We start from the raw sequence: 13,751 nt of genomic DNA, 5'->3' as shown, positions 1-13,751 counted from the left end.
CCAAGCTGGGCTTTAATTACCCGCTGGGACCGCTCGACCTGATTGGCAACGACAGCGTTCTCTACATTATGGAAATGGAAGTGTTGTTCGCCGGCTTTGGCGACGCAAAATACCGTTCCTGTCCGTTGCTGCGGAAATGGTTCAGGCCGGACACCTTGGCCGCAAGACCGGCAAAGGCTTCTACGATTATACGCAAAAATAAAGGAGAGGTGTTCATTATGAGTGGGTATGAAAATTTATTATCGGAAGTTCAAGAGGGTATTGCTGTTGTAACGATTAACCGTCCTAAAGCTTTAAATGCTTTGAATGCAGCGACCGTATATGAATTGGACCGGCTGTTCGATGAACTGGCGCAAAACGATGCCGTGAAAGTTGTCATCGTTACCGGCAGCGGGGAAAAATCCTTTGTGGCCGGCGCCGACATCACCGAAATGCGCAATTATTCCGCCGTTGAAGGCCGTAACTGGGGCAAATTGGCGCAGGCTGTCTTCAGTAAAATTGAAAATTTGTCTAAACCGGTCATTGCAGCAGTCAATGGCTTTGCCCTAGGGGGTGGCTGCGAGCTGGCCATGGCCTGCGATATTCGGATTGCATCGGAAAAAGCCAAGTTCGGCCAACCGGAAGTTTCCCTGGGGATACCTCCCGGATTCGGCGGTACCCAGCGTCTGCCGCGCTTGGTGGGCAAAGGGCGGGCTAAGGAACTGCTGTTCACCGGCGACATGATTGACGCTGCCGAGGCCTACCGCATCGGATTAGTGAATAAGGTCGTGGCTCCGGCAGAACTGCTGGACACCACCAAGGCTTTGGCGCAGAAAATCATGTTCCGGGGCCAGATCGCTGTACAAGTGTGCAAAGCGGCAGTTAATGAAGGGCTTGATGTTGACCTTGATTCGGGTATCGCCTATGAAGCCGAAGTGTTTGGCCTTTGTTTTGCCACCAGCGACCAAAAAGAAGGCATGGCTGCTTTTGTCGAAAAACGCAAAGCCAATTTCACCGGGAAATAAATGCCCGAAACTATCGATTGGTGCAGGGTGGCTCTAAGAACGTAAGGGGAAATGAAAACTATGGATAACGGGGATATATTACACGTTTTTTCTGCTCCTTACCGTATATGAACGAATTGTTATTGGGTGATGTCGGGGTGACCTTGACTGACTGCAAAAAGTATTTATTGGCAAAGCCCGGGGAAAAATTGGATCTTAAAATCAACGCTGGTGATCCTTTAAAACCGGGGAGTGCAGTATAGCGCGCCGTGCATGAACAAAGACGTGTGGTCACTTCAGCAGACTAGTGCATTAGCACAGAAATTAGATTGTCACGCAACGCTGTTGACCGAAGATCAGTATAGCCAATAGCGTTGCGACGGGAGTCGACCGGCAATTTATCCAATATGCCAGGCTGCTTTTTCCTCTGGCCGCCAAATCTCAATTATTAATCTGGTAAGCATAAAAAAAGCGTGAGTCATTTCAATGATCATGTGAATTTATTTGGTGGACGTTCCTGGTGCTACTGTTGGCGCAGCAGCACACAACACAGGGGCGTCTTTTCCTTTTCCATTCTTGATATGGTCATTGTATACAGCAGCTGAATTTGGCAGCTAGAGTAATATTGCCACTTTAATCGAAATATTGTTTACATAATCGTCCAATATTGACAATGGTAATTTTTTTTTATATTATAATTAAGGCAATGATAATGATAATTAATATCGAAGCTATTTTCGTTATCATTGCCCGGAAATAAAGGTGGGTATAAGGGAGAGGTTTTAATTGAACAAAAAGGCAAAAGTCCTACTGTACGGCTTAATCTGCAGTGCAATATCATTGGGAATAGCGAATGATGCATACGCAGAAGAAGAGGAATTTAATTTTGATGAATATGTTGTGACCGCAAGCCGTATTCCCGTAAAGAAAAATGAAGTAGCGGCTAATGTTACCGTTATCGGCAATGCTGAGATTGAAAAAGGCACTTATAGTAAAGTATCGGATATTTTGACTGCAAATAATGTAAATATGGGAACAAGCAGTTATGGTTCTTACCCCATCCTTAACGGCGATGACCGTGTTCTTGTCATGGTGGATGGCAGAAAAATGAATTATGCGCACCATAACGGCTTGAACTATAATGGTATGAATATTAATAATATCGCCGTAAAAAATATTGAGCGCATTGAAATTGTACGCGGCCCCAATTCTTCTCTGTACGGCAGTGCGGCTGTCGGCGGTGTTATCAACATCATTACCAAACAGGCCAAAGAAAATAGTACAAAAGTAACAACGGAATTCGGCACATGGAACTCTCAGCGTTATGCCTTAACGACAGAAGGCGTCGAGAAGGATATAAGCTACATGTTTACATATGATAAACAAAAGCGGGATAATTTTAACTATAAAGATCCAAGGACAGGGAATAACAGAGAATTTAATTCCAGTGAAATTGACAAAGAATATGTAAATTTCCGTATAGATAAACAACTTGGTGATGATAATGAGCTGTCGTTGGCGATAGAGCGTATGGAGGATAATGGTGGTTTTGGCATTGGTTTGGCGGATGTAAATACTGGTGATGTTTGGAATCCAGATACACGTCGGAAACTTTTAGATGTTAATGTTGCCTTGACTTATTCATGGAATAAAAGTCAAGGCGGGGCAGATAGTTTCCGTATTTACCAAAATAACAGTGAAGGAAATACCCTTTATTTTGGCAGTCCTTATAACTATGATCTCAAAGCAACCGGGGCGGAATGGCAGCAAAGCTGGCTGGTAAACGAGAATTATACCTTGGTTGGTGGGGCCGAGTTACGCAAGGAAGAAGTGAAAGAACTAACCGGTGGGGCGAATTTACAGGGCGATGTTACAACAAGTGCCGCTTTTATAGAGAACCGGTGGAAGTTAAAAGATGATTACTCGTTGACAGTAGGCAACCGTTATGATCACCATAGTACTTTCGGCAGTGATGTTACTTCTCACGTATCCCTGAATAAAGCATTATCTCCGGATACGAATGTATATATATCCTGGGGGCAAGCGGTCAAAAATCCGAGAGTACTGGATCTCTATGCCCATACAGCGACCTGGCTGCCAAATCCGGATTTAAAACCAGAAACGTCTAAAACAGTTACACTGGGTATGGATACCAAACTTGATAATAAAACAAGTTTACAGGCCAGCATCTATCAAAGCAAGTTGAAAGATGCCCTCGATTGGGTGGTTCTGGATCCGGGTACAGGCCTTGGCTGGTGGACCAACGTGAATCATGAAAAAAGACAAGGTTTGGAGTTGAATGTAAAGAGAAAACTATCTGACCGTTGGAATGTCAATGCCGGATATTCTTATGCAAAAGTGGAGAAGCAAAGTGGTACTGATAACTATGCACTGGATTCGAACAATAGCCGTCCCAACGGATATTCTTTAGGAGTCCAGTATAATCAGGATAGATGGGATGCCGGGTTAACGATGCTGGCAGCAACCGGGCGCAGTACGGCAGCCTATACTTCGGATTCGTATCTAGCATTGGACATGAATATTCGCTATCAAGCCACAAATGATACGCAGATTTACTTTAAAGGCTATAACCTGACTAATGAAGGTTATGAACTTGTTGGTTATACTTACGGTAGTACTGGGGTATATCCGATGGCAGGGCGAAGCTTTGTTATGGGTATAGAACACCGCATATAGGTTTTTATCCCGGCTAGCTTAGCATTTAATTTTAATAAATAGGTACTGCCTACACTTGTAGTAAGCAGTACCTATTTATATTAAAGATCATATATACAGCCAAAAAGGTAAGATTTTTAACAGCGGTAAAGTGGCGTAGAAAAACGCCTTCCTGTAGGGTAAAGGAGAATATAAAACGTAATGTTGAATGGTAAACATGTAAAGGGTTGGTATGCAGTTCATAAATGGACTAGGCCAGCATTTCCGGTTCTTTGGCCGGCCGCCCCAGATGCTGGCAGTACGAATCCTTCAGCAACTCGTTAATGAAGCTAAAATCCACATTACCAGCGATAATCTTCAGAATATGATTACTGGGAATTTTATCATAGAGCACGCTATATATACTTAATTGGTGCGGCACATTTTTTAGCAAGGCAAGCCCCTCCATTACGCAAATATCTACCGTTATATTTTACCATAATTCAGGGGCGCTTGCTTTATTGACTTTTTCAGTGCTTTCGAACCGTCCCCTTGAGTCCAGAATATTGCTGTAATACTGCACCAATACGGCTCTCCTGCAACGCAAAAAAGAACTCCTGTAAAATCGCACCGGATCTTACAGGAGTTCTTTTTATATTGGCTGATAAATAAGGGTAAGGGGGGACGACAGACTGTGCGAAAATGTTTCGGAAAGGAGTTCGATATGCGATCCGCGACCTTGCAAATCCACCCTGTGGCTCTAATGTCATAACATACGAGCTGAATCTTCGGCCTGAAGATATCCATTCCAAGCAACTTGTAAATAATCAAGTACTGATTTCTCAGTTACTCGATTGATAAACTCTTCTTGGTCAGTTGTCCGAATCAACCCCTCGTAAGTCGGATTACCGAAGTCATCGACTTCAATTAACACTCCATACTTGTTAGGGATACCTTTTTCTGCATTAACAAATAAAGGATTTGCAGGCCCTAACATGGTTTGAAAATTATCTTGCCATTTTTGATTATATGTTGTTAAAGATAAAGCATTTGATCTATTCGTTGCCAGTTCTTTGGCAATGTTCGTTTCGATATTGAATGAGTTCGAATAGTTAGTTAGAGCAGAATCTGAAGTCATTGGTGAGCCAGATAGCTCAGCATGACTCCGTAATGAATCAACGAATTTATACCCGTGCCTTATCTGCGGTGGATTATTAGGATTATTATACTTTTCACCAGATATATCATTAGTTGCCCCTGGTAACCAGCTTTGTATTTGGTTAAGCTTCCCTCCACCCCACAGGCAGGAATCTATATCAAGCCACATAAGATTACTTGCCACTCCGTATACAAAACTAGCTGATGCAGTAAACGACATAAAAGCTGGGTTGAAGTAACCATAGGTTCCATCATAAGACCTTTGCAGATCATCTATAGCACCTGTTCTGAAAGCATTAATTAGAACAGTGTAAGTATACTCCATATAGCCTTCCGTGGAGGGAGGAATAGCGAGCGATTTATATTTTTCAATAAATGCCTCAAAATCAAACGTATAGGGTACTATATATGGATTACCATCAGGACCTAGCACGTAATCTCCCTTATAGGTTAAAAATTTAGCTCTTTATATCAGATTAGGATTTTCATTGCCGTTTTTACGCTTCTCATTGTTTCAGCGCTTATTTCATTTGCCCGCCTTGTGCCGCAGGCAATCAAGCCTCTAACTTCGTTTTAATGATTTTCGAAATAGATTCTGCGCTCACGGAATGGCTCAAGTATTTGATTAAGTCTACTGTAAAGAGCTTTTTTACAGGCAGCACAACCAATTCTGGCTTGCCTGCACATATCAAACTCATCAATATTGACGATAGCTCCGTTATGCGCGCTATCTGCCCAATACGGCACCATCGACTTCTTTCACTGCCCCAATATCTCGTTTTGTTTATCGCGCACTTCTTTGCAGGTTCTTTTAACCTTAAGGCTGAATTGTCGGCCGACTTTAATCAACTTGGTAATATAGCACAGTATCCAATAAGGAAATAGATAAAACCCGCACAGTAAGCTTGCCGTCTCACCAGGCGGTAGTCCCCATGAACAGCCGTTTAAGAGTCGAACACAAAATAAGGCCTTCTTTCGGCTCTCTGCAAAATTAAAAAAGTGGCCAATTCGTTGCAGAGTGAGCGGGTCACACCTTAGCTCCACAGCTCACTACTTGCAACGCATTGTCCACTTTTTTTGGGGAAACAGGGTTTTGAAGTCTACCACAGCAAGTTGGTTAGCTCCTATAGGAGTTTGCGGGAAACTTCTTGCTGCTCGTTCTGCTGCAACCGCCAATAGAAGGCCTGCTTCCTCCTCAACTGCTCAGTTTCTTAAAGCCCCGTGGGGAATACAAGAAAGGCGATCGTCGCCATAATGCCGGACAAAACAAAGAAGAGGAACGTATAGGGCAGAATATCCTGGAACTTTAGTTTAAATGCCGCCAGGTATGCCAAGGCCCAGAACGGCTGGATGTTGTTAGCCAGCTGCGCCCCGGTGCTGTAAGCGTTGACTACATGATGCGCCGGGACGCCCAGGTGTTGACCGGCGGAAAGAATATAGGGCGCCTCAATAACAAATTTGGAGCCGCCGGACGGGACGAAGAAATCCATCATCGAAGTATAAATCACGACAATCAAGGCGTAGGTTTCCGTCGTGGAAATGGAGATAAACCAGTGGGTAATGACACCTGCTAACCCGGAATTACTGATAATGCCGAAAATACCGGCGTACAACGGAAATTGAATAATAACACCAAAAGTCGTATTAACCCCTTGTTTGACGGAAGAGATAAAGCTCTGCGGCGTTCTGTGCAGCAGCAGCCCCATGGCAAAAAAGGTAAAGTTAACCATGTTTAAATCTAACTTTCTTACACCGTTGAGCCAGAAGAATTTTGCCACCCAGAACAACATGACGAGCGCCAGTAGCGTAGGCAGGACGGGAGAACGCTCCCACCGCTCCGCGGGGCGCAAATCCTTTACATCGCCGGTTGCCGGCGGGACATGGGCAAATTCGCTTGCAAGCGCTTCATCAAGCTCTACGGCATTTTCTTTCTTCGGCAGCAAATACATTACCAGCAGGGGAATAGCAAAAAGCTGGATGACCATAAAGGTCATGAGAAATGGCGACAAGGCTGTCTGTGTCAGGGGAATCAGGCCACCTACCGTTTTCTCCAAAAAATTGCCGGGAGTCGCCATTAGCAGCGGGGCTGCCTGGGACACACCGTTGGCCATGATGCACTGCGTGCTGTAGGCCACGGCCGCCAGAAAGGGATAATGAATCCCCAGCCCCCGCTTGCGGACCGCTATTTGCTTGCCCATTACAATCGAAAGCATTAAACCGATGCCCCAGTGAAACCAACATACCACCCCGACCACCAGACAAAACATGAGCATAGTCCGTTTGGGGGTCTTAGGCCAATCCACCAGCTTAATGATACCGCTTTTAACGAACTTGGAATCGGCTACGACAAAACCGCTGATCATCATCAAACACATCTGCATGGCAAATGTCAGCAACAACCAAAAACCGCTAGCGAAATCGTCAACCAGCTCGACTGGTCCGTGGTCTGTAAAGACCAGGGCCATTAGGTATACGATTACTGTCAACGCCAGTACGAAGACCATGGAGTCGGGTACCCAGTTAAGGCTCCATTCCGTAAATCTGTCGACCAAGCGCCGGGACGTGTTCTTTTCAGATCTATTCGCCGAACTCAAACCAGCCATAATTATACCTCCCTTAATAATACCAACGTTTTTTCCTCGTTTATTTCAACTCATTCGCAGTATTTCACCTTGACAAATCGAACTGCTTCTGCGATAGACCGGCTATGCAAGGTACACTGGACCTGTCATGATTTCCCTTTATACATCTGGCCGGTTGCATCCGCAACCAGTATAGCGGCCAGTACGTCTTGGTCAGTTACCGGAAACGGCTCGTTGTGGACAGACCGCTTGGGCGCCGTGATCGCTTGCGCCACCGCAAGCAATTGCTCGCGGCTAATATTGTCCATACCGCAATCAGCCAGTGTCGTCGGCAATCCCACGCTCAGACAAAACCGCAATACTTCTTCCAGTTCTTGACGCGGACGATTTTCGAGGATTAATTGTACCAGCGTTCCGAAAGCTACCCACTCACCATGGTACAAAGCATGAGCGTTCGGCATGATCGTGAACCCATTATAAACGGCATGAGCCACGGCAATGCCGTTACTCTCAAAGCCGATGCCGCTTAACAGCGTATTGGCTTCGATTACATTCGCCAAGGCTTTGGTGACAGTCTTATTTTGAATCGCCAGTTTTGCGGCAAAGCCATCGGCCAGCAGAGTTTCATAGCATAATTTGGCAAGAGCGTACGATGCCAGTGTGAATATTCCCCCCGCATAATTTTGCCGGTAGCTTTCCACGCAGGTGCGGGCTTCAAAATAAGTGGCTAAGGCATCGCCCATGCCTGCGACCAGCAGCCGGGCCGGGCTGTTAGCGATAATGCTGGTGTCCATCAGAACGACACTGGGATTTCTTCCGGTGGACAGCACTTCCTGAAAACTGCCATCTTCATTATAGAAAACAGCAATCGCGCTGGTCGGCGCGTCACTGGACGCCACCGTAGGAATAATTACCACCGGGAGCTGTTCATAATGGGCCACGGCTTTGGCCGTATCGATCACTTTACCGCCGCCCATACCAACAATAACTTTGCTTTGATAACTTTTGGCAAATGCCCGCAGGCGCTCCACTTCCCGTTTTGAGCATTCACCGCCGAAAGCCTCATAGGCAACGGCAATATCGGTGTCCTTAAAACTGTCTTGAATGATCCCTTGCAGCTCATTGAGTCTTCCTTGGCTGGCGATGATTAAAACGGCTTTACCCAAAACAGCGACATATTTACTAATATGGGACAACTCACCGTACCCTTGCACATATTTTCCCGGGAATGCTATTACTTGAGCCATTCTGCCCAACCTCCTAACGTATTTGCAATCAGCTCCATAATTCCGCAGTACACACACCACCGCTACCACCAGTTAGTATAACAACCTCTCGCGCCGCAGGAGTTCTGCTTTCTCTGGGACAGATAAACGTCTGCTGCGCCGCGAAGCGTTGCTTTTAGAGTTCTAGCGCAAAATGGCGCCGGCGATAACCATGCGTTGGACTTGATTGGTTCCTTCATAAATCTGGGTAATCTTCGCATTGCGCATTAGACGTTCTACCGGATATTCACGGCTAAAGCCATAGCCGCCAAAAATCTGCACTGCATCTGTTGTAATTTTCATTGCTGCATCGGACGCATACATTTTTGCCATTGCTGCTTCTTTGGCGAAAGGCTGCCCCTTCTGCTTCAGGTAAGCGGCGCGATAGGTTAGCAGCCGGGCGGCATCCAGTTGGGTGGCCATATCAGCGAGCAGGAAAGCGATGGCTTGATTGCTGGCGATGGGTTTACCAAACTGGACCCGTTCCTGAGAATATTTGATCGCATGCTCCAGCGCGGCTTGGGCAATACCGAGAGCCTGCGCCGCAACCCCAATCCGCCCGCCGTCTAACGTGGTCATTGCAATTTTAAAACCGGCGCTTTCTTGGCCGAGACGGTTCTCCACCGGCACTTTGACATCCTGGAAAATTAATTCTTGCGTCTGGGAAGACCGGATACCCATTTTGTGCTCCTTTTTCCCAAAGGTGAAGCCGGGCATGCCTTTTTCCAGAATAAAGGCGGTGATGCCTTTGACACCTTTCGCCTTGTCGGTCATGGCGAAGACGAGATAGATCTCGGCCGCACCGCCATTGGTAATGAAAATTTTGCTGCCATTCAGGACATAGTGGTCCCCGTTCAGTACAGCCACCGTTTGCTGCGCAGCAGCGTCCGTGCCGGCATTTGGCTCAGTCAGGCCGAATGCGCCGAGCTTACTTCCCTCTGCCAGCGGCACCAGGAATTTTTGTTTTTGTTCTTCAGTGCCATAGTTATAAATCGGCATGGCGCATAGTGAAACTGATGCTGCATAACCTGTTTGCACGCCGTCATCAACCCGGGCAATTTCTTCGTTGGCGATAATGTAACTGATATAGTCGCCGTCAGAACCGCCGTAGCTTTCCGGAAAACAAATTCCCGTCAGCCCGAGTTCACCGGCCTTATCGAGCAACGCCCGCGAAAATTCCTCTTTGTCTTCCCGCTCCATCACCCCTGGTGCGATTTCTTTCTCCGCAAACTCCCGCACCATTTTTTGAATCATTTTTTGTTGCTCATTAAATTCGAATTGCATAAATCCAACCTCCAGCTTTTAAATAGAACTAAACCCGCTAATGCGAAATGCCTGTCATTCGGTTTACCTTGCCCCTTACCGCTAGCAGTCCCTAGGCACCAACACTACCTCTTTCACCATTCAGAATATTGCCTGTGTGATTTTACACCTTGATTAGCATTGCCGTTCCCATGCCGCCGCCCACACACAGGGACGCCAATCCGTATTTCCGGTTAGTCCTTTGCATTTCGTAAATCAGGCTAACGACAATTCTGGTTCCTGAAGAAGCTACCGGATGCCCTAAAGCGATCGCTCCGCCGTTCACGTTTGTTTTTTCTAAAATGGATTTTTCTGTTACATTATACTGCTTGGCCAATTCTTTTACACAACCCAAACTTTGTGCAGCAAACGCTTCGTTTAACTCCACAAGCTCAACTTGTTCAAAATTCATTTTCGCAGCAGCCAATGTCTTAATAATGGCCTTAACCGGCCCGAGACCCATTATGGCGGGATCAATGCCGACTGTTGCCGACGAAATTATTTCGGCCAAAGGCTGCCAGCCATTTTCTATTACCGCCTTTTCCGATGCCAGAATGATTGCCGCCGAACCGTCATTCAGCTGAGAAGCGTTGCCGGCAGTTACTGTGCCCTCTTTCTTAAAGGCCGGTTTTAATTTCTGCAGCCCCGCAAGCGTCGTTCCGGGAGTATGGCTTTCATCTGTAGCGAAAACCATTTCCACACCTTTTTTGCCTGCATGCTTAATAGGAACGATTTCATCAGCGAAACGCCCGGATTCAATAGCCTGCTGCGCCCGATTCTGTGAACAAACCGCAAATATATCCTGCTCTTCTCTGGAAACACCGATCTTCTCTGCCACATTTTCCGCCGTTACCCCCATCAGATAACCGTTGAACTGATCAATTAACCCGTCGCAGAATAACGAATCCTGAACGTCTATGGCTGTGTTGCCCATCTTAACACCTTTTCTGGCCTTATTGGTCAGGATAAAAGGTACTTGCGACATGTTTTCTACGCCCCCGCATAAGACAATATCTGCCCCGGCCTGAATTGAGTTATAGCCCAATATTAAGGCCTTCATGCCACTGCCGCACTGCATATTAACAGTGGTTGCGGGCACTTCAACAGGGATTCCCGCCTCAAGCTGCGCTCTTCTGGCAATGCTCGGCCCCTGCCCGGCCGAATGCTGATGGCCAATAAAAATTTCATCAATCTTAGCAGCGTCAAACTGGGCGTCCTTAATAACCTGCTTCATTACCTGGGCAGCCAGATCGCCCGGCTTTACAGCTGCTAAGCTTCCCAAAAACTTACCTATTGGACTTCTTTTTGCTGCCACAATATATACTTTGTTCATTATTTTGCCTCCCTTAAGTCATAGGAATAGCGACGAGTCTTGGGTGCGGCCTCATTTATCGTACTTATAGAAACCTTCTCCGGTCTTCTTGCCTAACAGCCCTGCATGAACGAGTCTCTGCATATATGCACTCGGTCGGAAACGGTCGCCATAGGCATCAAACAGGATTTGGTCAACCTGCATATTTAGGTCGTGGCCTGTTAGATCGAGCAGTTTGAATATCCCCATTGGGTGCCCCAGTCCGTAAAGGCAGACCTTATCTACATCTTCAACGCTGCAAACCCCTTCCTCAACCAGCCGGCAAGCTTCGGCCGTAAAGACATGGAATAATCTATTCAAAGCAAAGCCAGTAACATCCTTAACCCTGACAGGCTCCTTTTCAATGGCCAACAGCAGTTCTACTACAGCCGCTACCACTGTTTCCTCGGTTAAGTAGCCGGGAATAACTTCAACAAGCTTCATAACGCTGGCCGGAGAATTGAAATGTGTGCCGATAAACCTCGCTGCCCGTTCTTTACTGACAGTCGAAGCCAGCTTGGTGATTGAAATACTGGAAGTGTTGCTGGCAATAATGCAGCTGGCTTTACAAATTTTATCCAGTTCCTTAAAAATTTGTGTTTTCACATCAAAAACTTCGAGCACAGCTTCGATAACGATATCGCAATCTGCCATATCGGCAAGGGTTTCAGTTGTGGCAACCCTATGCAAAATAGCGTCTTTCTGCTCTGCCGCCAGTTTGCCTTTACTAATATTCTTATCTAAAATCCCGGCCTGTCTCGCCTTGCCTTTGTCCGCGAATTCCTGTTTGGCATCGCTCATTATCACGCTATAGCCACACTTTGCAAAACACAGGGCGATTTCGGCGCCCATCATCCCGGCCCCAATCACGCCAATTTTTTTCACTGTCACTGTTTCAACATCTCCCATTTTAGTAATCATATATTTATTAACCAAACGGTTTTTATGTCACTAACAAAGCTTCCATACACAACAGAGGGGAAAATGGATACTATGAAGCATTGTCCAAATTCACTCATCTGATACTGACAATTTCTTGTTTTAGAAAGTCTTCTACCTCATCGGCTGTATATCCCAGCTCAAATAAAATTTCCCGGGTATGTTCCCCTAACAACGGAGCCCCGCCCGCAAATCCGCGCTCCGCTTTAAATTGGATGGGAGTATTAGGTAATATGGCCTGTTCACCATTCCGATAGGCAAAATGGTATAAATAATCATTTGCCCAGGCCTGTTCGTCCTTAGCCACCTCGCTAAAGTGTAGAATTTTGTCGCAGACAATATCTACAGCCAGCAGCTTTTCGCACCATTCATCCCGGTTTTTTGTGGCAAAAATACGATCCAGCAATTGTACAAATTCCTGAGAATAATTCTTTACGGCGCGTAAAGTGTTATATCTTTCGTCATCAATTAAATCTTCTCGGCCCACCACCTTACAAAATGCTGAATAATAACGCTCATATTCGATAATGCACAATAACAGCCATTCCCCGTCCTTACACTTATACATTGCGCACAGGGGGCTAGACGGAAACAACCTGGATTTGGGGAATTCATCGCCATAACGTTCCTGGGTAGAGGCTACCATCAGACCTGCACTCCAAATCGCATTCCCCAGCAAGGAAATGGATACTTTTTCGCCTTGACCAGTCCGTTGCTGTTTGTATAAAGCGGCACAAATTCCTGCACATAATATTGAACCGGTGGAATTATCACCAAAAGCATAGGCTTGCGTCAAGGGTGGGTCGCCCGGCTGACATAAATCAGTCATCATACCACTACGAGCCCAGTAGGCAGCTACATCAAAACCAGGTCGCTCCGCATCAGGTCCTTTTACACCATAGCCGGAAATATGCGCCCATACCAGCCGGGGATAAAGCCCTGCTAACTCTTCATATGTTAGCTTTAATTTGCGCAAGGCCTTCATACGCAAGTTGGTGATGAATACATCAGCCTCAGTCAATAATTTATACAATATCGCCTTTCCTTTTGTACTCTTTAGATCTACTGCCAGCGAACGTTTATTGGCATTTTGAATTTCCCAGCAAGGATTCTCTTCTTCGGTTGCGGGTGTACTGCCTAATGTACCGTAAAAACGCCAGGCATCACCGTTTAACGATTCCACTTTGACAACGTCGGCACCCCAGTCAGCTAGCATCCGCGCTGCTCCCGGCGCTGCGGCAAATGTGGATAAATCGACGATCTTTACCCCTTTCAGAGGTAATTCTTTTGACATATTCCTATCCTCCCTAGGCATCTTTTTCAAACGCTTGCGAACTTGTTACTGCACCGGAACTTATATCAATGCAAATAGGTGCCAAGAAAAACATTGCGGCCCAAATGTTATAGAAGATCTGATATACCTGCCATTTACTCACCTCCATTGGGTCGGCAGAGTGTCCATAATTGCTTAAGTAGGACCGAAGTTTTTTTATTCATTGCAGCAACGCCTTAACTA

At 46.1% G+C, this 13,751-nt stretch carries 10 protein-coding genes and 1 pseudogene; 3 read left to right on the top strand and 8 right to left on the bottom strand.

Annotated elements, in window-relative coordinates; all coding sequences use genetic code 11:
• The first annotated feature begins 5 nt into the window (after positions 1-5).
• From SPTER_RS15915 to SPTER_RS15910, 3 genes are all read left to right on the top strand, one after another.
• Positions 6-1,004 carry a short-chain-enoyl-CoA hydratase gene (locus tag SPTER_RS15915; protein WP_342787134.1) on the top strand — a complete coding sequence of 333 codons (999 nt, stop codon included), beginning with the start codon at positions 6-8 and terminating at the stop codon, positions 1,002-1,004.
• 107 nt (positions 1,005-1,111) lie between these two features.
• A complete protein-coding gene (locus tag SPTER_RS25700) occupies positions 1,112-1,246 on the top strand; it encodes a hypothetical protein (protein WP_281289451.1) in 135 nt (44 codons plus the stop codon).
• 523 nt (positions 1,247-1,769) lie between these two features.
• The gene (locus SPTER_RS15910) at positions 1,770-3,680 is read left to right on the top strand and encodes a TonB-dependent receptor plug domain-containing protein (RefSeq protein ID WP_246105318.1); all 1,911 of its coding nucleotides are present in this window, start codon (positions 1,770-1,772) and stop codon (positions 3,678-3,680) included.
• A gap of 235 nt (positions 3,681-3,915) precedes the next feature.
• Here SPTER_RS15910 and SPTER_RS15905 read toward each other — a convergent pair.
• The 8 genes and pseudogenes from SPTER_RS15905 to SPTER_RS15865 all read right to left on the bottom strand — a co-directional run.
• A pseudogene (locus tag SPTER_RS15905) lies at positions 3,916-4,107 on the bottom strand (transposase); the annotation flags it as partial.
• 297 nt (positions 4,108-4,404) lie between these two features.
• On the bottom strand, positions 4,405-5,229 hold the full coding sequence (locus tag SPTER_RS15900; protein ID WP_144351276.1) for a hypothetical protein: 825 nt from the start codon (positions 5,227-5,229) through the stop codon (positions 4,405-4,407).
• Positions 5,230-6,007: 778 nt separating this feature from the next.
• The gene (locus tag SPTER_RS15890) at positions 6,008-7,399 is read right to left on the bottom strand and encodes a short-chain fatty acid transporter (protein WP_144351275.1); all 1,392 of its coding nucleotides are present in this window, start codon (positions 7,397-7,399) and stop codon (positions 6,008-6,010) included.
• Between the two features lie 125 nt (positions 7,400-7,524).
• Positions 7,525-8,625 (bottom strand): glycerol dehydrogenase, encoded by a 1,101-nt coding sequence (locus SPTER_RS15885; RefSeq protein WP_144351274.1) that lies wholly within the window; start codon positions 8,623-8,625, stop codon positions 7,525-7,527.
• 162 nt (positions 8,626-8,787) lie between these two features.
• Positions 8,788-9,927 carry an acyl-CoA dehydrogenase gene (locus tag SPTER_RS15880; RefSeq protein ID WP_144351273.1) on the bottom strand — a complete coding sequence of 380 codons (1,140 nt, stop codon included), beginning with the start codon at positions 9,925-9,927 and terminating at the stop codon, positions 8,788-8,790.
• Positions 9,928-10,069: 142 nt separating this feature from the next.
• Positions 10,070-11,278: an acetyl-CoA C-acyltransferase gene (locus SPTER_RS15875; protein ID WP_144351272.1), complete on the bottom strand. Its 1,209-nt coding sequence runs from the start codon at positions 11,276-11,278 to the stop codon at positions 10,070-10,072.
• A gap of 51 nt (positions 11,279-11,329) precedes the next feature.
• The gene (locus tag SPTER_RS15870) at positions 11,330-12,205 is read right to left on the bottom strand and encodes a 3-hydroxyacyl-CoA dehydrogenase family protein (RefSeq protein WP_170233301.1); all 876 of its coding nucleotides are present in this window, start codon (positions 12,203-12,205) and stop codon (positions 11,330-11,332) included.
• A 106-nt stretch (positions 12,206-12,311) separates the two neighbouring features.
• Complete coding sequence (locus SPTER_RS15865) at positions 12,312-13,529, bottom strand: CaiB/BaiF CoA transferase family protein (protein WP_170233300.1); 1,218 nt, start codon at positions 13,527-13,529, stop codon at positions 12,312-12,314.
• Positions 13,530-13,751: the final 222 nt, after the last annotated feature.

Origin of the sequence: Sporomusa termitida, from assembly GCF_007641255.1 — a bacterium.
Classification (GTDB): domain Bacteria; phylum Bacillota; class Negativicutes; order Sporomusales; family Sporomusaceae; genus Sporomusa; species Sporomusa termitida.
This window is presented reverse-complemented; position numbering and strand designations above follow the sequence as displayed.

Bases quoted from the DNA above. Each gene is read 5' to 3' on its own strand.
- SPTER_RS25700 (WP_281289451.1), top strand. From the start codon at position 1,112: ATGAACGAATTGTTATTGGGTGATGTCGGGGTGACCTTGACTGACTGC.
- SPTER_RS15890 (WP_144351275.1), bottom strand. From the start codon at position 7,399: ATGGCTGGTTTGAGTTCGGCGAATAGATCTGAAAAGAACACGTCCCGG.
- SPTER_RS15885 (WP_144351274.1), bottom strand. From the start codon at position 8,625: ATGGCTCAAGTAATAGCATTCCCGGGAAAATATGTGCAAGGGTACGGT.
- SPTER_RS15880 (WP_144351273.1), bottom strand. From the start codon at position 9,927: ATGCAATTCGAATTTAATGAGCAACAAAAAATGATTCAAAAAATGGTG.
- SPTER_RS15875 (WP_144351272.1), bottom strand. From the start codon at position 11,278: ATGAACAAAGTATATATTGTGGCAGCAAAAAGAAGTCCAATAGGTAAG.
- SPTER_RS15870 (WP_170233301.1), bottom strand. From the start codon at position 12,205: ATGGGAGATGTTGAAACAGTGACAGTGAAAAAAATTGGCGTGATTGGG.
- SPTER_RS15865 (WP_170233300.1), bottom strand. From the start codon at position 13,529: ATGTCAAAAGAATTACCTCTGAAAGGGGTAAAGATCGTCGATTTATCC.